This is a genomic window from Streptomyces sp. NPDC051173, from assembly GCF_040689515.1.
GTDB lineage: Bacteria > Actinomycetota > Actinomycetes > Streptomycetales > Streptomycetaceae > Streptomyces.
The window spans coordinates 88475-109114 of the sequence record NZ_JBFBBD010000002.1 but is presented as its reverse complement, the minus strand read 5'-3'; the positions used below and the strand labels follow the sequence as shown (position 1 = coordinate 109114).

The 20640-nt window shown below is 72.7% G+C and carries 19 protein-coding genes; 8 read left to right on the top strand and 11 right to left on the bottom strand.

The window, feature by feature from the left end:
• Positions 1-438: a type II 3-dehydroquinate dehydratase gene (locus tag AB0435_RS01965; protein WP_366002339.1), complete on the top strand. Its 438-nt coding sequence runs from the start codon at positions 1-3 to the stop codon at positions 436-438.
• Positions 439-467: 29 nt separating this feature from the next.
• On the opposite strand, the gene AB0435_RS01960 is transcribed toward AB0435_RS01965, so the two are convergent.
• Together AB0435_RS01960 and AB0435_RS01955 are read right to left on the bottom strand one after the other, a co-directional pair.
• Positions 468-968: a hypothetical protein gene (locus AB0435_RS01960; RefSeq protein WP_366002340.1), complete on the bottom strand. Its 501-nt coding sequence runs from the start codon at positions 966-968 to the stop codon at positions 468-470.
• Between the two features lie 57 nt (positions 969-1025).
• Positions 1026-1790: a phytanoyl-CoA dioxygenase family protein gene (locus tag AB0435_RS01955; RefSeq protein ID WP_366002341.1), complete on the bottom strand. Its 765-nt coding sequence runs from the start codon at positions 1788-1790 to the stop codon at positions 1026-1028.
• 92 nt (positions 1791-1882) lie between these two features.
• Here AB0435_RS01955 and AB0435_RS01950 point away from each other — a divergent pair, with 92 nt between their 5' ends.
• Complete coding sequence (locus tag AB0435_RS01950) at positions 1883-2677, top strand: LLM class F420-dependent oxidoreductase (protein ID WP_366002342.1); 795 nt, start codon at positions 1883-1885, stop codon at positions 2675-2677.
• A 236-nt stretch (positions 2678-2913) separates the two neighbouring features.
• On the opposite strand, the gene AB0435_RS01945 is transcribed toward AB0435_RS01950, so the two are convergent.
• Positions 2914-3738, bottom strand: coding sequence for an LLM class flavin-dependent oxidoreductase (locus AB0435_RS01945; protein ID WP_366002343.1), 825 nt, complete (start codon positions 3736-3738; stop codon positions 2914-2916).
• 206 nt (positions 3739-3944) lie between these two features.
• Here AB0435_RS01945 and AB0435_RS01940 point away from each other — a divergent pair, with 206 nt between their 5' ends.
• Complete coding sequence (locus tag AB0435_RS01940; protein ID WP_366425945.1) at positions 3945-5327, top strand: alkaline phosphatase family protein; 1383 nt, start codon at positions 3945-3947, stop codon at positions 5325-5327.
• Positions 5328-5329: 2 nt separating this feature from the next.
• On the opposite strand, the gene AB0435_RS01935 is transcribed toward AB0435_RS01940, so the two are convergent.
• The 8 genes from AB0435_RS01935 to AB0435_RS01900 form a co-directional block, all read right to left on the bottom strand.
• Positions 5330-6856 carry an aldehyde dehydrogenase family protein gene (locus AB0435_RS01935; RefSeq protein ID WP_366426035.1) on the bottom strand — a complete coding sequence of 509 codons (1527 nt, stop codon included), beginning with the start codon at positions 6854-6856 and terminating at the stop codon, positions 5330-5332.
• Positions 6857-6961: 105 nt separating this feature from the next.
• Positions 6962-8380 carry an FAD-binding oxidoreductase gene (locus AB0435_RS01930; protein ID WP_366002345.1) on the bottom strand — a complete coding sequence of 473 codons (1419 nt, stop codon included), beginning with the start codon at positions 8378-8380 and terminating at the stop codon, positions 6962-6964.
• A gap of 119 nt (positions 8381-8499) precedes the next feature.
• Positions 8500-9687, bottom strand: a complete 1188-nt coding sequence (locus tag AB0435_RS01925) for a cytochrome P450 (RefSeq protein WP_366425944.1) — start codon at positions 9685-9687, stop codon at positions 8500-8502.
• The gene (locus AB0435_RS01920) at positions 9684-11135 is read right to left on the bottom strand and encodes a hypothetical protein (protein WP_366002347.1); all 1452 of its coding nucleotides are present in this window, start codon (positions 11133-11135) and stop codon (positions 9684-9686) included. Before AB0435_RS01920 ends, AB0435_RS01925 begins: the two co-directional genes overlap by 4 nt.
• On the bottom strand, positions 11125-11493 hold the full coding sequence (locus AB0435_RS01915) for a hypothetical protein (protein WP_366002348.1): 369 nt from the start codon (positions 11491-11493) through the stop codon (positions 11125-11127). Before AB0435_RS01915 ends, AB0435_RS01920 begins: the two co-directional genes overlap by 11 nt.
• A 90-nt stretch (positions 11494-11583) precedes the next feature.
• Positions 11584-11976, bottom strand: a complete 393-nt coding sequence (locus AB0435_RS01910) for a VOC family protein (RefSeq protein WP_366002349.1) — start codon at positions 11974-11976, stop codon at positions 11584-11586.
• Between the two features lie 178 nt (positions 11977-12154).
• Entirely contained in the window at positions 12155-13486 is a 1332-nt protein-coding gene (locus AB0435_RS01905) for a nucleotide pyrophosphatase/phosphodiesterase family protein (protein WP_366425943.1), read from the bottom strand.
• 219 nt (positions 13487-13705) lie between these two features.
• Positions 13706-14077 (bottom strand): MmcQ/YjbR family DNA-binding protein, encoded by a 372-nt coding sequence (locus AB0435_RS01900; RefSeq protein WP_366002351.1) that lies wholly within the window; start codon positions 14075-14077, stop codon positions 13706-13708.
• Positions 14078-14581: 504 nt separating this feature from the next.
• Here AB0435_RS01900 and AB0435_RS01895 point away from each other — a divergent pair.
• From AB0435_RS01895 to cysD, 5 genes are read left to right on the top strand one after another with little or no spacing between them, the layout of a single operon-like run.
• The gene (locus tag AB0435_RS01895) at positions 14582-15643 is read left to right on the top strand and encodes a methyltransferase (RefSeq protein WP_366002352.1); all 1062 of its coding nucleotides are present in this window, start codon (positions 14582-14584) and stop codon (positions 15641-15643) included.
• Between the two features lie 50 nt (positions 15644-15693).
• Positions 15694-17334: a carbamoyltransferase C-terminal domain-containing protein gene (locus tag AB0435_RS01890; protein WP_366002353.1), complete on the top strand. Its 1641-nt coding sequence runs from the start codon at positions 15694-15696 to the stop codon at positions 17332-17334.
• Between the two features lie 43 nt (positions 17335-17377).
• Positions 17378-19099 (top strand): FAD-dependent oxidoreductase, encoded by a 1722-nt coding sequence (locus AB0435_RS01885; RefSeq protein WP_366425942.1) that lies wholly within the window; start codon positions 17378-17380, stop codon positions 19097-19099.
• Positions 19096-19578, top strand: coding sequence for an adenylyl-sulfate kinase (locus tag AB0435_RS01880; protein ID WP_366002355.1), 483 nt, complete (start codon positions 19096-19098; stop codon positions 19576-19578). The genes AB0435_RS01885 and AB0435_RS01880 overlap by 4 nt, the downstream gene beginning before the upstream one ends.
• On the top strand, positions 19575-20534 hold the full coding sequence (cysD, locus tag AB0435_RS01875) for a sulfate adenylyltransferase subunit CysD (RefSeq protein WP_366002356.1): 960 nt from the start codon (positions 19575-19577) through the stop codon (positions 20532-20534). The genes AB0435_RS01880 and cysD overlap by 4 nt, the downstream gene beginning before the upstream one ends.
• Positions 20535-20640 lie beyond the last annotated feature (106 nt).

The window sequence follows — 20640 nt, the reverse complement described above, 5'->3', positions numbered from 1 at the left end:
ATGCGCAGCGTGTTGTTGCTCAACGGACCCAACCTGGGGACGCTCGGCAAGCGGCAGCCGGAGATCTACGGCACGGAGACCCTGGCCGAGATCGAGGCCGCGGTGGCCGAGGAGGTGGGCGCGCGCGGCTGGCGGCTGATCTCCGAACAGCGCAACGGCGAGGGGGAACTGGTCGATGTGCTCCAGAACCACCACGACGCGGTGGGGGCCGTGGTCAACCCCGGCGCCCTGATGATCGCCGGCTGGTCACTGCGTGACGCGCTCGCCGACTTCGCCCCGCCCTGGGTGGAGGTGCACCTGAGCAACGTGTGGGGACGCGAGGCGTTCCGGCACACCTCCGTCACCGCCCCGCTGGCCTCCGGTGTGGTGATGGGGATGGGAGCGCTCGGCTACCGGCTGGCCGCCCGCGCCCTCACCCGGCTGGTCCCCGAGGGCTGACGGTGACCCGGACCGGCGCGTACGCACGCTCAGGCGGGCCACACCCGCAGCTCCTCCTTGATCACCTGGGCGCCGGCCCGGTCGCACGCCCCGGGCAGCGGGCAGGCCGCCGGAAGGATCCGTACGGTCAGAGGCGCCTCGGTCAGGCCGCGCCAGGCGGGGACCACGGCGCGGTGGCGCTCCACCGCCGCCGACGCCAGGATCGTGACCGGACAGGGCAGTTGACAGAAAGACTCCTCCGTCTCCTCGCCCGGTCCGCGGTCGCCGAGCCACAGCAGCACATGAACCGGCGGGCGTGCGGCCCGCTCGGCGGCCCGCAGCGCCGCGCCCGTCCCGGCACCGGCGCAGAACAGCGCCCACGGCCCGCCGTCCCCGGCCGCCTCCGCGATCGCGCCGATGCCGTGGTCCGCCACCAACTCGGGGGCGAGCGCCTCCCGCCAGCCCTCCGCGTCCGGCCCGTCCGTCACGGTGACCAGCCGGACCACCGGCACCACCACGCCCCCGGCATTCCCTTCAGCCGCTCGCGACATCCCCACGTCCTCTCTCCCGCACCGCTCCGACAGCGTCCCCTCTCCCGCCCGGCGCCGCTACGGCAGGCCGTCGGTCATCCCGAGGGAGAAGTAGTTCTCGAACCCCAGCAGCCGGCGCAGCTCGGGCGTCGCGCGGGTGGCGACGTCCTCCCGCAGGCCCGAGAAGAAGTTCTGCTGCTGCCGGACGTAGCCGCGGCAGTAGTAGTTGAGGATGCCGTGCCGCGGCCGGCCGGTGGTGTTGGCGCCCGTCTGGTGCCACAGGCGGCCGTCGAAGACCATCACGCTCCCCGCCGGCGCGCACACGGCGACCGACTCGGTGTTCCCCTCGCCCCGGTCGTAGTCCGGCTGCCGGCCCAGCAGATGGGAGCCGGGCACCAGGCGGGTCGCGCCGTTGTCCTCGGTGAAGTCGTCCAGCATCCACATGCTGTTGGCCACCAGCGGATACGGGGGCCACGGCGGGCGGGCGAAGGTCTGGTCGGCGTGCAGATGCATCCGGGAGCCACCGGGACCCGCGATATTGGCGTGCGTACTGGAGAGCAGGAAGCCGAAGCCCAGGATCTCCTCCATCAGGAGCATGACGGTGGGGTCCTGCACGTTCTGCTCGAATTCCTCGCCCTTGTTCAGCAGGCTGAAGACGCGTTGGTTGCCGCCGTCGTAGAGAAAGGCCGAGCCGTTCTCCCGCTCCTGCTCGGCGACTTCCAGCAGTCGCCCTCTGAGTTTTTCGAAGACCGCGGCCGGCAACGGGCACTCGATCAGGCAGTATCCGGCTTCCACCAGATCCCGGGAGGCTTTCTCGACGTCATTCGTCAAAGTCGCATCCATATGGCGAGGCTAGCAGCCTAAATCTCGCCCGCACCATAGCGCGAAAAACGCCGGTCCATGATTTTTTCACGTATGGGAAGGACGGATTCTCCATGGCACACACACCGCGACGGCCGGACGGCCCCCTCCGCGTCGGGGTCTGGCTGGCCCCCCAGCACACCTCGGTGGCCGAACTGCGGGCCGCCTGGCGCGCGGCCGACTCCCTGGGCGTGGACTCGCTGTGGCTGTGGGACCACTTCTTCCCGCTCACCGGAGACCCCGACGGCAGCCACTTCGAGGCGTGGACCCTGCTGGCGGCCATGGCCGCCGACACCCGCGCCGCCCGCCTGGGCACCCTGGTCTCCAACTACGCCTACCGCAACCCCGACCTCCTGGCGGACATGGCCCGCACGGTCGACCACCTCAGCGACGGCCGGCTGATCCTCGGCATGGGCGCCGGGTGGGTCGAACGCGACCTGAAGGAATACGGATACCCGGCCCCCGGAGCGGGGGAGCGGGTGGCGGGGCTCATCGAGGCGGTGGAGCGCGTCGACCGCAGACTCGGCCGGCTGCGCCCCGGGCCGCTCGGCGAACTCCCCCTGCTCATCGGCGGGGACGGACAGCGGCGCCTGCTGCGCTTCGCCGCCGAACGGGCCGCCATCTGGAACACCATGGCGTGGCGCTTCGCCGAGGGCAACCGCGTGCTGGACGAGTGGTGCGCGCGGGTCGGCCGCGACCCGGCGGAGATCGAACGCAGCGCCTTCGTCACCCGCGACCAGACCGACGAGGAATTGCGCCGCCTGGTGGCGATGGGCGCCCAGCACCTGATCTTCCAGGTCGGGCACCCCTTCCGCTTCGACGGGGTGGAACGGGCCTTGCGGTTCGCCGGGGGCTGGAGCGAGGGGTAGGCGGTGTGCGGTGGATCGTTGCCCGCCTGCGGGCCGTCCGCCGCCTGCGGCGGAGGCGCCCTGCGGGCGGGTCCTCAAGCTCCCGCAGACTCCGTCCGGGGGTGCCCCCACGGGCTGAATTGTGCACCCACATCAGCCGAAGCCAGCCTGTCCGGCGCTTGAGGACACCGCCGCGCAGCGGTGGTGCGGACGACACCACCCGCAGACGACCGACCACAAGACCCCCGGCCCCGCCCCTAGAGCAACACGTCCGCCAGCCGGTCCACTTGGGACAGGGCCGCCGCCGTGGGGTGGAACACGACCTCGTCCACCCCGCCGTCGGCCAGCGCCGAGACCGCCTCGCGGATCCGGCTCGCGGTGTGCGGGGTCTTCGCCACGAACTCCTCCGCCTCCTCGCCCAGCACCGCGAAGTAGTCCCGGACGAACGCCGCCGACTCCTGTGCCACGTCCTCGCCCAGGGTGTAACGCGCCAGCGCCACCACGCGCGGCGCCCCCGCGCGCCCCGCCTCGCCCCAGGCGCGGCGCACCCGCTCGGCGACCGGCACGATCTTCCCCGGCTCCAGGCCGGGCGCCGTCCAGCCGTCGGCCCAGCGCACCACGCGGCGCACCGCCGCCGCGCTGACCCCGCCGACGAGGACCGGCACGCCGGGGCCGCCCGCGCCCGGTCCTGCGCCCCGGCCCAGCAGCTCCAACTGCTCCTCGAACGCCGCGCGCCGGTCGCCGAAGACGCGGCCCGCGGCCTCGAAGTCGTCCTCCCGCACCCCGGGCCCGACCCCCAGCGTGAACCGCCCGCCCGACAGCGAGTCCAGACTCGCGACCGCCTTCGCCAGCACCGGCGCGGTGCGCAGCGGGCCGATCAGGACATTGGTGAGCAGCCCGATCCGGGAGGTCGCCCCGGCCGCCGCCGCCAGCGCCAGCAGCGGGTCGCAGCCCGGATACACCAGGCGCTCGGTGGCCGCGAGCGAGGCGAATCCCCGTTCCTCCGCCCGCCTCGCCCAATCGGTCATCAGGTGCCCGTCCGCGCCGGGCACGGTGTTCGGCAGAGCAATGCTGATCTTCATCGGTCTCCCCGAGGTTTCCCAGGATTTACGGTCGAATGCGACAGGGGATTGCGGCATGCCCGCCGGGATTGCGGCAGGAGTTCACCGCCGGCCCGGCGCGGAGAAATGCGACGGCATTTCCGCGGCCCCCTGTCGGACCGCCGGACCGCCGTGTACGTTTTCGGGAAAGCAATGTCGCACGGTGCGCACAGCGAGAGGAATCCGCGATGCCCGCTGCCGGAAAAGTGGCCGTGATAGGACTCGACTCCGCGACTCCGCAGTACATGTTCGACCGGTTCGCCGAGGACATGCCGGTGTTCACCGCCCTCAGGCGGAAATCCCTGTGGGGTCCGATGCGCAGCATCGACCCGCCCATCACCATGCCCGCCTGGTCCTGCATGATGTCCGGCCGCTCGCCCGGCGAACTCGGCGTCTACGGATTCCGCGACCGTGGCGCCTATGACTACGGACCGCTGAAGTTCGCCACCTCCCACAGCATCCGTGCCCCCCGGATCTGGGACGAGATGACGGCCGCCGGGCGCACCAGCGTGGTCCTGGGCGTCCCCGGCACCTACCCTCCCGCCCCCATCCGCGGCGCCATGGTCTCCTGCTTCCTGGCCCCCTCCACGCAGTCGCGCTACACCTCCCCGCCCGGCCTCGCCGACGAGCTGGAGAAGCTCACCGGCGGCTACGCCCTGGACGTGGAGGACTTCCGCTCCACCGACCTGGAACGCGTCTCGCAGGGTGTCTTCGACATGAGTGAGCAGCGCTTCGAGGTCGCGCGCCATCTGGCGACCACCCAGGAGTGGGACTTCCTGTCCTTCGTGGACATGGGCCCCGACCGCCTCCACCACGGCTTCTGGAAATACTGCGACCCGGACCACCCGCGCCACGAGCCGGGCAACGCCTACGCCGGGCTCTTCCGCGACTACTACCGCGCCCTCGACCGGCACCTCGGCCGCTTCCTGGAGAGCCTCCCCGAGAACACGACCGTCCTCGTGGTCTCCGACCACGGAGCCCAGCCCATGGTGGGCGGACTCTTCGTCAACGAATGGCTGCGCAAGGAGGGTTACCTCGTCCTGGCCGAGGAACCCGCCGGCCCCACCCCCGTCGCCCAGGCCGCCGTCGACTGGAAGCGGACCACCGCCTGGGCCGAAGGCGGCTACTACGGACGGATCTTCCTCAACGTCGAGGGCCGGGAGCCGCACGGCACCATCCCGGCCGCGGAGTACGAGAGCACCCGCGACCTCATCGCCTCCGCCCTGGAGGCGCTGCCCGACGACCAGGGCCGGCCGATGGGCACCCGGGCCCTGCGCCCCGGTGACCTCTACGGCGAGGTCAACGGCATCGCCCCCGACCTCCTGGTCTACGTCGGCAACCTGCGCTGGCGGGCCCTGGCCACCCTCGGCATGGGCAAGGGCCTCTACACGACGGAGAACGACACCGGCCCCGACCACGCCAACCACGGGGACACCGGCATCTTCGCCCTCAGCGCCCCCGGCGTCACCCCCGGCCGCGCGGACGGCCTGTCGCTGTACGACGTGGCCCCCACCCTGCGGGAACTGCTGGGTCTCGCGCCGCGGGGCTCCCGCGGCTCCGTCCTCGGCTGACATCACCCGCCCAGGAGCCCGTAGGGAGTGGGCGGCGCCGACACCCCGCCCGCTCCCGCCCCGCCGCCGTGCACCACGTGCTTCCGGCGGTACGCGTCCAGTTCGTTGGTCAGCCGGTCCCAGACGGCCGAGCGGGGCCCGGCCGCGCCGGGCAGCTCCAGGTCGACCAGCCGGTAGTCGTTGATCCACACCCGGTCCGCGCGCAGCCGCTCGGCCACCGCGCGGGCCCGCGCGGGATCGCCGGACCACACCCCGGCGCTGAGCCGGTAGCGCGAGCCGTTGGCGATGCGCACCGCGTCGTCGTCGGACTCCGCCCGGACGACCGCGAGCACCGGCCCGAAGATCTCCTCCTGCGCGACGGCGTCGTCCGCGCCGACCGACGCCAGCACCGTGGGCAGGAAATACGCCCCGGCGTCCAGCCCGCGCGGGAGTTCGTCCGCCGTCGGGGCCCTGCCGCCGCACACGAGCTCCGCGCCCTGGGAGAGGCCGAGTTCGGTGAAGCGCCTTGCCGTACGCGCCTGGTTGCGCGAGACCAGCGGCCCCAGGTCGGTGGCGGGATCCAGCGGATCGCCGACGCGCAGCCGGCCCACCCGTTCGGCCAGCAGCCGCAGGAAGTCGTCATGGACGTCGGCGTGCACCACCGCTCGCGTACCGGCCATGCACACTTGCCCGTTGTGCAGGAAGGCGCCCCACGCGACGCCGGTGACGGCCCGGTGCAGATCGGCGTCCGCGAGCACGATGTTGGGGGACTTGCCCCCCAGGTCCAGCCGGGCGCTCGTCCCCGCCGAGGCGGCACCCTCGCGTACGGCGGCCCCGGTCTCGTCGGAGCCGGTGAACGCCACCAGGTCGACACCGGGCGAGCGCACCAGCTGCTCCCCGGTGACACCGCCCGGACCCGTGACCACGTTGACCACGCCCGGCGGCAGGCCGCACTCGTGGAGCAGCCCGACCAGTCGCAGCGTGGAGAGCGAGGCGAAGGAGGCCGGTTTGATCACGCAGGTGTTGCCCGCGGCGACGGCGGGGGCGATGCGCCAGGCCGCCAGCAGCAGCGGCAGGTTCCACGGCACGATCGCGGCGACGACCCCCACCGGCCGCCACACGACGTAGGAACCCGCCCCCGGTGCCTCCGGCTGCCGCTCGGGCAGGCGCTCCGCCCACCAGGCGCTCCACTCGAAGGCGGCCGCGGCCCCCGGCACATCGGCCCCGAGGGCCTTGCGCAGCGTCGAGCCGTTGTCGCGGGCCTCCAACCCGGCCAGGGAACCGGCCTCTTCGCGCAGCCGCTGTGCCGCCCGGCGCAGCAGGCCCGCCCGCTCGCCCGGCGACATCCGCGGCCACGGACCCTCGTCGAAGGCCCGCCGCGCGGCGGCCACCGCCCGGCGGACGTCCTCCGGGCCGCCGCTGGGCAGGTCGGCCAGATGCCGCCGCGTGGCCGGCTCGAAGGTGCGCAGGACGGCACCGTCGTGGGCCTGCACGGCCTGCCCGTCGATGTACATCGGGAACCGCTCGACCGCTGTGTCCACCCGGTCCATCGTCTTCACCGTCTCCTTCTGCTGACCCGTGGGGATGCGCCCGGCCGGGCCCGCTCGCCACCGCGGCCGTCGGCGGGGCACCCGCCCCGGCGCGACCGCGCGCGATCAGGCCGGCAGCGGCGGGATGTTGGTGTTGAACCGGAAGACGTTGCCCGGGTCGTACCGCGACTTCAGGGCCTGGAGCCGCGCGTAGTTCTCCGGCGTGTAGGCGCTGCGGGTCGTCTCCCTGGAGGTGTTGTGACCCGCGAGGAAGTTCAGGCACACCCCCGGGGTGGTCCACGGCCGCATGGTGTCGACGAACTCCTGCTGCGCCGCGTCGACGGCCGCCAGGGTGTCCGGGTCGGCCGGCGAGGCCACGTACGCGTTGAACACCGCCTCCGGGAAGTGGCCCACCGCGCTCGGATGCCGCGGCGGCCGGGAGAGGGCGCCGCCCAGATGCCGCAGCTCCACCCCGAACACCGCGCCCGTCCCCGGACCCGCGAGCCTGAGGATCTCGTCGACGGCCACCTCGTCCAGCCGCCCGAACATGAACGTCCTGCTGTGACTCGACACCGGGGTCGGCGGGTCGTTGTGGATGATCCCGGCCCGCGTGTACGGGAGCGTGCCGACCGTGTCCATGAGCACCGTGCCGGCGGCCCGGAGCTCGGCGAAACAGCGCTCCCCTTCCTCGGCGTCCCCCAGGAAGGCCAGCCGGATGTGGGTGACGAACCGGCCGCGCAGCGGGCCGGGCACGCCCTCCGCGTCGGGGTACGCGGCCAGGAACACCGACGAGGCCATGTCCTCGGACATCCGGGCCGCCCACCGGAGATAGGCGTTGAGCACGGCGCGGGTCGATCCGGCGTCGAAGAACAGCCCCCCGCCGTGGACCTGGCTCACGGGGAACAGCTCCACCTCGACGGAGGTGACGATGCCGAGGTTGCCCCTGCTGCCGCGCACGCCCCAGAAGAGACCGGGGTGCTCCTCGGCGGAGACCTGGAGGAACCTCCCGTCGGCCGTCACCAGGTCGAGCGAGACGACGTGGTCACCGGCGAGCCCGTACTTCCGCGACAGGAGCCCGAGCCCGCCGCCGAGGAGGTACGAGACGGCGCCGACGAAGGGCGCCGAGCCGCTCAGCGGCGCCAGCCCGTGTGCCGCCGCCTCGTGGATCACCTGCTCCCAGCGCACGCCCGCCTCGATCCTGGCAGTTCGGGTCCGTGGGTCGACCCTGACGCCGGTCATCCGCCGGGTGCTGACGAGGACGTCGGTGGCCGGCGAGGACTTCCCGTGACCGGTGGCCTGGACGGCGACCCCGAGGCCCCGGTCCCCGGCGAAGCGCACGGCGGCGATGACGTCCGCGGCCCCGGTGGCGACGACCACGACGGAGGGGTGATGCTCCACGGACAGTTCGAAGCCGGAACGCTCCTCGTCGAACCCCTCGTCCCCGGGCAGGAGGACGGCTCCGGCGACCTGCGCCGTGAGCTCGTCGACGTCCGCGGCGCCGAGTGCGGCGGACGCGTCCGTCGCGGAGTGGCTGGCTGGTTTCACCGAGGGACCTTTCTGGCCGGGGCTTCGGGAAGCGCGCAGCGCGTGCGCGGGCAGGGCCGCGGACGTGCCGGCCCTTGAACGGGGGAGACAGGGGAGACGGGGGAGGTGAGGGAGGGGAGTCAGCGGCGGGGTCCGGGGACCACCGGCAGCGACCGGATGCCCAGGGGCAGCAGTTCGGAGCTGTGCTCGACCTCGTCGGGCCGTACGGCCAGGGCGAGGCGGGGGAAGGCGGCCAGCAGACGGCCGATGCCGACGGTCAGTTCGGTCACGGCCAGTCCCGTCGCGGGGCAGGCGTGCTGTCCCGCGCCGAACGCGATGCCGCGGTCGGCCACCCGGCCGATGTCGAGCACATCGGGGTCGGTGAAGACCGCGGGGTCGCGGGAGGCCGCCGAGACCAGCGGCAGCACCGCGTCACCGGCGGCGATCCGCCGGCCGGACAGCACCACGTCCTCGGTGGCCACCCGCAGCAGGCCGTCGTGGCTGGACGGGTAGTAGCGCAGCAACTCCTGGACGGCCGAGGGCAGTACGGCCGGGTCGTCGCGCAGGCGCGCCGCGAGGCCGGGGGAGGAGAGCACGCCGAAGAGGTGCCGGGCCAGCAGGTCGCGGATGGTGATGAAGCCCGAGATGATCAGACCGTGGAGCAGCGGGCGCCGGTCGTCGTCGGTGAGCTCCTCCGCGCCCAGCAGCGTGTCGGTGACGCTGTCGCCCGGCTCGGCCCTGCGGGCGGCGAGCAGTTCGTCCAGCACCTGCCCGAGCCTGCCGCGGGCCTCCTTCAGCGCCCCCTCGGTGGCGCCGCGGGGAAGCAGCAGCAGTTCGACATCGGAGGTGACCTCCTGCCACCGGTCCCCGGGCAGCCCGAGGAACTCGCAGGTGACGCGGCCCGCGAAGGGCGCGGTGTACGCCTCGACCAGGTCCACCGTCCCGGCACCGGCCGGGAGCCGGTCCAGGATCTCCCCGGCCGCCGCCTCGATGCGGTGCGCGAAGCGCGCGGTGCGCGCGGCGCCGAACGCGGCCGCGACAGGACCGCGCAGCCGGCCGTGCTCCGGCGGGTCGAGGTCCACGATGCCCGACCCCTGGGACCGGCCGAACCCCGACCCCGGCAGTGTGGCGGCCCGGTGCCGGCTGAAGCGGCCGCCGTCGAGGACCGTGCGCACGTCCTCGTGCCGGGTCACCAGCCAGATGCGTGAGCCGTCCGCCAGGCAAACCTCGGCGACCGGGTCCTCGGCGAGCAGCCGCGCGTACTCGGGCGGCACCGTGCCCCTGGGGCCGGGCGGAAAAGGGAAGGCGGGCGGGGCGGTGGCGGTCATGCGCCCCGGCCCCTCTCCTTGGTCTCCTTGGTCTCCTTGGTCCCACCCGCCGGGGCGGCGGCGCGCGGCTGTCCGGGCCAGGTGAAGTCCTTCGCCAGGACGCGGTTGTCCAGCTGGTGTTCCACGACGATGTTGCCGCAGCCGTAGTCGTCGGCGATCACCTCGACGTCCTCCGCGGACACCAGGTGGCCGGGGTCGGCCAGCAGGCTCGCCACGCCCTTGGCCGGGGCCAGGACCTCCAGGGCGAAGCCGCGCGCCACGTGCTGGCGGTGGGTGTGCGCCGCCGCGATCAGGAAGGTGTCGTCGGGGTCGCAGATCAGGTGCCACAGCGCGCGGGCCAGGAGGAAGCGGCGAGGGCGGTCGGTGAAGCGCCGGGAGGAGACCAGGACCGGCCCGTCCGCGCCCCTGCGGGTGCCGAGGGCGACCAGGCCGCGGTCCATGTAGGGGACCTGCTCGGTGCGGTAGCCCATCAGCGGGGCGGGGTCGAAGGGCGCGGTGTCGTCGATCCCGGCCCACGCGCGTACCCGGTGCGCCACCTCGTAGCCGAGGTCCCAGGGGTTGTCGAGCCGCCCTGGTGCGAAGAACCGCTCGCTCAGGTCGGCGCAGTCCTCCCGCAGTTCCACCAGCGCGGTGGGAAGCGGGGCGTCCTCCGGAGCGGTACCCATCAGGGTGCGTACGCGCGCGATCCACTGGAGCTGGTCGGCTATCCGTTCCGGCCGCACCCCGTTGAAGAAGTCACTGGCGAGCGGCTCCGTCAACTGCTCGGCGGCCTTGAGGATGTCGGCCTCGTACGGCTCCGCCTCCGCGTAGGGGTCCAGGCCCAGCCGCGCCGCGGTGCGGCAGAAGGCGGCCTCGTCCTCGCCGGTGGCGCGGACGGCGGCCCACTCCTCCTGGAGCGGGGTGCCGGTGATGCCCTGCCCGGTGAGGCGCTCGGTCACCGCGTCGACGAACGAGGCCAGCGTGGCGGTGAACGCGGCGCTCTCCACACAGGAGTTGCCGCGGCTCGCGAAGCGGTCACCCGGGCGCGCGTCGGGGCCCATGTCGGGCATCCACACGATCCGGGTCTCCCGGCCCTCGGGCACGAAGAGCATGTCCGGCCAGCGGAAGCCGTCGCACGCGGCGCGCAGGACGTGGCGGCGCGAACGCCTCCACCACGAACCGCGGTCGTCGCCCACGCCGTGGCGGTAGGCGAAGCGCAGCTGCGATATCTGGGTGCCGGGTCGCGCGTCGGCCACCAGGGACCACCAGTTGAAGGCGATCCACTCGGCCAGGGGATAGAGCGAGCCGGTGATGTGTTCCCGGAAGGTCCCCTGCCCGGGCTCCTGGACGAGCGTGACGGTCTCGGCGCCCACGGCGATGCGCAGCCGTGCCCAGGTCGCCCGCAGCTCGCCTCCTCCGCCGGCCGGGGCGTCGAGCCAATTCCACTGCAATTGGAACTCAGGAAGCATGGTCCGCCAGCCCTTCCGGCCATTCGCTCGGGTGGAGTTCGTATCCGGTGTATTCGCCCGGCGTACGGCCCGTCAGCCGGAATTCCACGACGGAGTCACCGGACCGCTGCCAGACATAGCGCGGGAAGCCGTCCTGCCAGGGGCCGCCGAGGAATCCGGTGCGGATCCCCGAGCGGAGGGTGCCCAGCGGGGCGGACGACAGCGAACCGGTGACGGCGAGCAGATCGGCCGGGGCCGGGCCGTATTCCTCGCGGACGAATGCGACCCGCCCGCAGATCTCTTCCCGTTCGGTACGGGCGGGCAGTGACGTGATCGCGCGGCGTGGTTCGCGCCGGCGCCCGGGCGCTCGTAGGACCATGGCGGACACCTTTCGGGCTTTCGGGAACGTGCCGGTGGGCAAAGCCGGCGGGGCCCGGACGCGCGGTCCGTCCGGGCCCCGCCCAGGGCGTTACGGAAGCGGTGCGTAGAGGTCGACGACGTTGCCGTCGGGGTCCTTCACGATGGCGTAGCGCTGGCCCCAGACGGCGTCCCACGGCTTGAGGTGGCCCTCGTAGCCGGCGTCGACGAGCTCGGCGTACTTCCTGTCCACGCTCGCGGTGTCGGGGAACTCGAACGCGATGGCGAAGCGGTGTCCGCCGGTGGGGGCCTGCCACTCGGGGTCGTAGCTGCGCACCGTCGCCACGGTGTCCCAGGCGAGCCGGATGCCGCCGTCGAGCACGGCCTCCGTGTGCGGCGCGGAGTCGGCCTCGGCGGGGATCTCGACGCCCAGCTTCCGGTAGAACTCCAGCGACTTGGCCATGTCCTCGACCACCACGGCGAAGAGGGAAATCCTTGCTGACATGCGCGTTCCTTTCTTGCACTTTGAAATAGGTCTCCGCGCCGGACCGTCTGATTTTCCGGGCCGACCGGACCACGAAGTCCGAATGTGCTGGACGCGCCGTACGCTAGTGACTGCGCGATGACTTTGGCCAATCGGGGTATCCCTCGCCGGAGTCAACGCCGCTGGCAGGACATCGATTTCAGGACAGCGGTACGCCGTCCCAATCAGCCGGTACGTCACGTCCGAGCAGAGCGCAGACAGTTGCGGGAATATCGACCGGCGCGGCGGTGCGGGTCTGCCGCGTCCCACCGGTGAAGTGGGGGCCGACAGCCGACCAGTAGGACTCCCTGCGGTGCCAGCCGCTCTGCCAGTCCCGGTGGACGTGGGAGGCCCAGTGCGGGTCGCCCAGCGGGAGGTAGCGCCAGTCCGCCGGCTCCAGGACGAGGTCGGGGGCGTGCACGGTGGCCTCGCCGGGATAGACCTCCTCCCGGCGGCGCACCGCCTCGAAGAACGGCCTGCCCGTACGGGGATTGCGCCGCTCCAGCAGCGCGGCCGCCAGATCGGTGCGCACTTTCTCGTAGTCGCGCTCCGGGACGAGACCGTGCTTGTAGCGGTCGCGCAGGTTGATGTTCACCCCATGGGTGCCCTGCACCGCCTCGAAGGCCGCACTGCGGGCCCACTCGACGCGGCCGTCCTCGGCGGTGGTAAGGAAGCCCGCCTGCTCCATCTCGTCGTTGATGGAGCAGTAATTGCGCAGCGGCCCGAAACCTATCTCCGAGAAGGCCACCACGCTGGTGCGGTCGTCGGCCGCCCGCAAGGCGTCCTGGATCACCTGGTCGCAGGTGCGGTAGGCGGCGAAGACGGCACTGTCCCGCTCGTGCTCGGGGCCGTGCTCCAGCTCCTGCCAGTAGATGTGCGAACAGCGGTCGATGCTCGTGAGGTTGACGAGCACCACATCGGACTCCTCCAGCAGCGCCAGCGCGGCGCGCCCGCGCTGCACGTCCGCCTCCAGCAGTGAGGGCAGCAGCTCGTCGCGGTCCTGGCCGGTCCAGAAGATCGACACGTCGTGGACGGGCCGGATGCCCTTCTGCGCCAGGGTGCGCTGGAGGCTGCGCGGGTGGCAGGCGTGGAGGGTGGCATACATCGGATAGGTGATCAGGGAACCGTCGAAGGGCTCCGGGGGATGGGTGCCGAAGAGACCTATCGAGGCGAACCTGACGCCGTGGAAGACCTCGTGCTGCCACAGCAGCGGGTGGCGGCGGTGCTCGGGGGTCAGGACCTGCGGTGCGTACTCCGGGTCGTGACAGGTCCAGTAGGAGTAGAAGCCGTGGTCCGCGGCGCGCCGGCCGGTCAGTACGCTCAGCAGGCCCGGCGGCTCGTAGGGGGTGCCCTCGGCGTGGAGCGGCCCGGAAGCCCCCTGCGAGCGCAGGGCGGCGAAGCCGGGCAGCAGCCCCTGGGCACACCAGCGGTCGAGCAGCTCGGGCGCCGCTCCCTCGGTGATCACGACGACGACACGCTGGCGGATGGTCACGGGCGACTCCCTCGGTTTGCGTGGCAGTTGGCATGCCGTCATCCGGGAGGCGCCGGAAAGGCCGAGGCGTTCCGGCGCCGGACAGGCGTCGATCGTCGGATCAAGCTAACAGCGGGACGAGGACTCTCTCCAGACGACGGAACGAAGGAAATTCAGAGAGATGAGAGAGGGGCGTGAGAGAGAGGGGCGTGCAGGCAGAGGCGGGAGAGTGGGGTGGGGTCACACGGTGCGCAGGAGGCGCAGGCGTTCCCGTACCGCCTTCGGCAGCCCCGCCACCACACGATCGTGCGAATGCTCCACCATCTCCCGAAGCTCATCCACGGGAACCGTGCCGTTCAGGACAACCGTGTTCCAGTGCCGCTTGTTGACGTGGTAGCCGGGCACCACCGCCGCGTACTGCTCGCGCAGATGCAGTGCCAGATCCGGTTCGCACTTCAGCGTGACCTGCGCCGGACGCTCCTCGGAGGCGTCCTGGAGGATCGCGAAGACCTTCTTCTCCACCTTGAAGACCGCGGCTCCGGGGCCGAACGCCTCGTCGTCCACCGCCTCCGGCAGCTCCAGCGCGAAGTCGGAGAGTTCCTCTGGTGTCATCGCCGGTCCTTCTTCCTGCGGCTCGGCACGGTCGGCCGTACCGCGTGGTCATGGGGTCGCCCAACAGCCTAGAGCCGGGGGAGGAGTTGCCGTGCGGCAGGGCGCGGCCGCTGATCCACGATGGCCGAAACACTGCGGGGGATTCCGGTCGTGAAGAGGCGGCACCGGACGGGATGTTGACGGGCGCTCCGGTGGTTGGCACAGTTTGGCTGGCTCCACACAGGTTTTCGGTGGACCGTTCGACCCTCTCCCGGTGCTGCCCGGTCGCAGTACCGGTGTCCGCGCGATCCGTGCGCCGCCCGCGCCGTCCCGAACCGGCCGCGCGCCATATTTCTCCCGGCCGTCCGCCGCCGGTTCCCGAATCGCCGCCCCGCCCGCCGGGGCGGCTCCGACGCCCGCACGCCGGCCGCGGCCCCGCCGACGGCCGCGCCCGCGCACCCCGTCTCCCCGGCCCTGGCCGTGCCTCGTGCCGCCTTCCCCCGATGCCCTGTGGAGGACCCCCGTATGACCGTGGAGCAGACACCCGAGAACCCCGGGAACCCCGAGAACACGGCCGCCCGCGCTGCCGCGGAAGAGACCGTGAACGACATCCTGCAAGGGGCGTGGAAGGCCCGCGCCATCCACGTGGCCGTCGAACTCGGCCTCCCGGAACTGCTCCAGGAAGGCCCCCGGACCGCGGCCGCCCTCGCCGAGGCCACCGGCGCGCACGAGCAGACCCTGCGCAGACTGCTCCGCCTGCTCGCCACGGTGGGTGTCTTCGACGACCTCGGCCACGACGACCTGTTCGCCCAGAACACCCTCTCCGCCGTCCTCCTGCCCGACCCCGCGAGCCCGGTCGCCACCGACGCGCGCTTCCAGGCGGCCCCCTGGCACTGGCGGGCCTGGGAACAGCTCGCGCACAGCGTCCGCACCGGCGAGGCGTCCTTCGACGTGGCCAACGGCACCTCGTTCTGGCAGCTCACCCACGAGGACCCGGACGCGCGGGAGCTGTTCAACCGCGCCATGGGGTCGGTCTCCCTCGCCGAGGCCGGCCGGGTCGCCGCGGCCTACGACTTCTCCGGCGCCGCGACCGTCGTGGACATCGGCGGCGGCCGTGGCAGCCTCATGGCGGCCGTCCTCGACGCCTTCCCCGGCCTCCGCGGAACCCTGCTGGAGCGCCCGCCCGTCGCCGAGGAGGCCCGCGAACTCCTCACCGGCCGCGGCCTCGCGGACCGGTGCGAGATCCTGCCCGGCGACTTCTTCGAGACCATCCCCGACGGCGCCGACCTCTATCTCATCAAGCACGTCCTGCACGACTGGGACGACGACGACGTCGTACGCATCCTCCGCCGGATCGCCGCCGCCATGACGCCGGACTCCCGGCTCCTGGTCATCGACAACCTCATCGACGAGCGGCCCGCCGCCTCGACGCTCTTCGTCGATCTGCTGCTGCTCGTCCTCGTCGGCGGTGCCGAGCGCTCGGAGAGCGAATTCGCCGCCCTGCTGGAGAAGTCGGGCCTGCGGGTGGAGCGCTCGCTGCCCTGCGGCACCGGCCCGGTGCGCGTCGTCGAGATCCGCAGGGCCTGAGACCGCCCCTCCTGACCGAAGCCGGCCACAGCTGAAGGAGCAATGACACCATGACGGTGCTGGGTCTGGGTGGATCCGGACATGACTGGGCCTCCTGTGCCACCGACGGCCGACGGCTGGTGGCGATCGACGAGGAGCGGCTGGTCCGCAGCAAGTACGGCCTGGGAGCGGACCTCCTGGCGGGCCACAGCCGGCGCGCCGTCCTCGACGCCCTCGGCACGACCGCCGAGGCCGTCGAGCACGTGGTGGCCTGCGAGCTCGTACCACGCCCCTTCTACCACTCGTTCCGCAAGCGCGTGACGGTCGTCAACCACCATCTCGCCCATGCCTACAGCGCGTTCGGCGCCTCCGGCACGACCCGCGCCGCCGTACTGGTCTGCGACAACTCCGGCAGCCTGGTGACCGGCCTGAAGTCCGGCCCCGGGCCGCGCGAGGCGGAGACGATCAGCTGCTACACCGCTGACGCCTCCGGGCTGCGGCTGGTCAACCGGGTCGCCGGGACCCACGCCGTGGACGCCTCCTCCGAGAGCGCCTACTACCAGCCGGGCGAGACCGACAACTCGCTCGGCCACTTCTACCGCTCGGCCAGCCTCGCCCTCGGCCTCGCCTACTCCGGCCCCAAAACCCGCTACCCGGTCAGCGAGGACGGCAAGACCATGGGCCTCGCGCCCTACGGCGACGACCGCTTCGTCGACGAGGTCGCCGAGCTGGTCACCCTGCTGCCCGAGGGCGGTGTGCAGATCTCGGCGAGCAAGGTGAACCACCTCTTCGAACGACTCGTGGAATCGGGTGAGTTCGAGGACCGGGCGGCCCTGGCCTACGCCGCCCAGGAGACCCTGGAGCGCGCCCTCGTGCACTGTGCCCGGGACCTGCACCGCCGCACCGGGATGACGGACCTGTGCATCGCCGGCGGCGTCGGCCTCAACAGCGTCGCCAACGGCCGGATCCTGCGCGAGACCCCCTTCGAGCGGGTCTTCGTCGTTCCGGCCGCCGGCGACAACGGGATCAGCCTCGGCTGCGCCTACTACGGTCTCCACACACTTGAGGGCCTCTCGCCGGCGGAGCTCCCCGCCCTCGACACCGCCTACCTCGGCCCCGACTACCCCGCCGAGCGCGTCGACGCGGCCCTGGCCACCTCGGGCTTCACCGTCGAGACCCCCGACGACCTGCCCGGCAGGGTCGCGGGACTGCTCGCCGAAGGAAAGATCATCGGCTGGTTCGACGGCCGCTCCGAGTTCGGCCCCCGGGCCCTGGGACACCGCAGCATCCTCGCCGCGCCCTTCCCCGCGTCCGTACGGGACCACCTCAACGACAACGTCAAACACCGCGAGTGGTTCCGCCCGTACGCGCCCATCGTCCGCGAGGACCGGGCGGCGGACTACTTCGACCTGGCCCAGCCCTCCCCGTTCATGCTGGTCGTCGCGGGCGTGACCCGGCAGGACGCCATCCCCGCCGCCACCCACGTGGACGGCACCGCCCGGCTCCAGACCCTGAACGCCGCACAGAACCCCAAGGTGTACGAGCTGCTCGGCAGGTTCGAGTCGCTCACCGGCTGCGCCGTGCTGCTCAACACCTCCTTCAACGTCGCGGGCCAGCCCATCGTCGAGACCCCGGAGGACGCCGTCGAGGCGTTCGCGGGAATGCGCCTGGACCACCTTGTCGTCGGGGACCGGCTGGCGACCAAGTCCTGACAGCGGCCCGAGACCCGCGACCGGCAGGGAGGAGAGCCAAGCGGTGGACGTCCCGGTGCTCGTGGTCGGCGGAGGACCGACGGGCTTGGCGATGGCGCTCTTCCTCGCACGCCACGGCGTCGGCTCCCTGCTGGTCGAACGGCACACGACCACCTCGCCCGTCCCGCGCGCCACCCACGTCAGCCGCCGCTCCATGGAACTCTTCCGCGAGGCGGGCCTGGAGGAGGAGATCCGCCGGGCCGGGTTCGAGGTCGTGCGCGAGGACGACCCACGGCTGCGGACCCGGCCCGGACGCCACCTCCCCCGAGTGGTCCTGCAAGCCCCCTCGCTCGCCGGCCCCGAACCGGCACAGGTGCTGGAGACCGGCGACGAGGAGCTGGCCGTACCCGGCCCCTGCGCACCCTTCTGGTGCGGCCAGGACCGGATGGAACCCCTGCTCGCGAAGGCCGCCGCGCGCCACGGCGCCGACGTGCGCTTCGGGCACGAACTGACCGGCCTGTGGCCGGGGGAGGAGAGGACGCGGGCCCGCGTCCGGGACGGGAGGACGGGCCGGACCTACACAGTCGACGCCCGCTTCGTCATCGCCGCCGACGGCGCGCGCGGCCGGATCGCCGAGGGCGTGGGCATCGCGCGCGAGGGGCTGGGCACGGTCGCCCACCGGGTGAGCATCCTCTTCCGCGCGGACCCGGGCCGCTGGGTGCGCGACCGGCGGTTCTTCATGTGCATGATCCAGAACCCCGGGTTCGACGGGGCGGTGATGGAGCTCAACACCCCGGGCCGCTGGTGCGCCGCGGTGGACTACGACCCGGCCCGCGCCGAACCCGACGGCACCTACTCCGACCGCACCTGCCTCGACCTGGTCCGAGCCGCCGTCGGTGACGGCCGGAGCGACGCGAGGATCGACACCGTCTTCCACTGGAAGGCCCGGCACCGCATAGCGGCGGTCTACCGCAGTGGACCGGTGTTCCTCATCGGTGACGCCGCCCACCTCCACCCGCCCTCCGGGGGCTACGGCTCCAACGTCGGGTTCCAGGACGCGCACAACCTCGCCTGGAAGATCGCCGCCGTGCTCGGCGCCTGGGCCGGGACGCGGCTCCTGGACACCTACGACGAGGAGCGCCGCCCCGTGGGGAAGGCGACGGCGGAGCAGTCGATGCTCCTCGACGGCGTGCCGCCGGAACCGCTGGGAGGAAGTGTCCGCTGCGACCCCCGCACCCTGATCATGGGATACCGCTACAGCTCCTCCGCCGTCCTCGGCGCCCCGCGCGGCCCCGCGTTCCCCCCGGCCTTCGCCCTGCGGGGAGACCCGGGCACCCGGCTGCCGCACGTGTGGCTGCGCATGAACAGAGGGGACAGAGGGGACAGAGGGGAGCGCGTCTCCACGCTCGACCTGTGCCACGGGCGCTTCGTCCTGCTCTCCGCCGACCCGGTCTGGGCGGCGGCCGCCGCCCGGGCGGCGAAGGAGACGGGCGTACCCCTCCGGGGTCATCACCTGGCGGCCTCCGGCAGCGAACTCGCCGATCCCTCGGGTGAGTTCCCGCGGGCCTGCGGAACCGGGCCCGCGGGCGCCGTGCTCGTACGGCCGGACGGCATGGTGGCCTGGCGCACGACCCGCGACGTGCCACCTGATCCGGACGGGGCACAGGACTTGATCACGGCGGCGGTGACCCAGGTCCTCGCGCTGCCGGAGTGCGCGGCGCCACCGGTGCCCGGTCCGCCGCGGTTGTCACGCAGTACCCATCGGCGAGTCGGGAGCGACGGGTGAACCCTCATTCCTTCTGCACGTGCTGGCCGGGCGCCACCGTATGGCTGACGGGCCCGCCGGGCGCGGGCAAGACGACGATCGCCCGCGCGCTGGCGGAGCGGCTGCGCGACCGGGGCCGGCGCGTGGAGGTGCTCGACGGCGACGGGACCCGCGCGGTCCCGGCCGCGGACTCCTCGTCCGAGGACCGCGACACCGGCGTCCAGCGGATCGGTCTGATCGCCGAGATCCTGGCGCGCAACGGCATCGTCGCCCTCATCCCGGTGACCGCCTCCCGGGCGGGCGGCCGCGAAGCCGTACGCAGACGCCACGAGAGGTCCGGCACCGCGCACCTGGAGGTGCAGGTGGTGCGGGACGGAGCGGCCGCGCGAGGGCTCCCGGCGCCGCCCGGCCCCGACCTGCGGATCTCGGTGCGCGAGCAGAACGCCGAGGAGTCGGCGCGGGCGCTGCACCGGCTCCTGGCGGAGAGGGAGCTCGCTTGAGCCCCGGGCGGAGCGGTCCGCACACCGCCGGGCGCGACGGGGTCCGCGGGACGGCACGCCCTCATGAGCTGACGCACCTGGACCTGCTGGAGTCGGAGTCGGTCCACATCTTCCGCGAGGTGGCGGGCGAGTTCGAACGGCCGGTGATCCTCTTCTCCGGCGGCAAGGACTCGATCGTCATGCTGCACCTGGCGCTGAAGTCCTTCGCACCCGCGCCCGTACCGTTCGCGCTGCTGCACGTGGACACCGGCCACAACTTCCCGGAGGTGATCGCCTACCGGGACCGCGTCGTGGCGGCGCTCGGACTGCGGCTGGAGGTGGCCTCCGTGCAGGAGTTCATCGACAGCGGCACCGTGCGCGAACGCCCGGACGGCACCCGCAATCCGCTCCAGACGGTGCCGCTGCTGGACGCGATCGAGCGCCACCGCTTCGACGCCGTCTTCGGCGGCGGCCGCCGCGACGAGGAGAAGGCCCGCGCGAAGGAGCGCGTGTTCTCCCTGCGGGACGAGTTCGGCGGCTGGGACCCGCGCCGTCAGCGCCCCGAACTCTGGCGGCTCTACAACGGCCGCCACGCCCCCGGCGAACACGTCCGCGTCTTCCCCCTGTCCAACTGGACCGAGCTCGACGTGTGGCAGTACATCGCCCGCGAGGCGATCGAACTCCCCTCGATCTACTACGCCCACGAGCGCGAGGTCTTCCGGCGGAGCGGCATGTGGCTGGCGCCCGGGGAGTGGGGCGGGCCGCGGGACGGGGAACCGGTGGAGAAGCGGCGGGTGCGCTACCGCACGGTGGGCGACATGTCCTGCACCGGCGCGGTGGAATCGGCGGCGGCCACCGTGGCCGACGTCATCGCCGAGATCGCCGCCTCCCGGCTCACGGAGCGGGGCGCGACCAGGGCCGACGACAAGCTGTCGGAGGCGGCGATGGAGGACCGCAAGCGGGAAGGGTACTTCTAGCGCGCGGAGGCCGTCGGGCCGTAAGCGGAGGACTAGTCCCTAAGTATGAAGTCCCCTACTTCGCTGGCCTGTTGAGGGAGGGGGTGCCACCTGAGGATGATGCGGT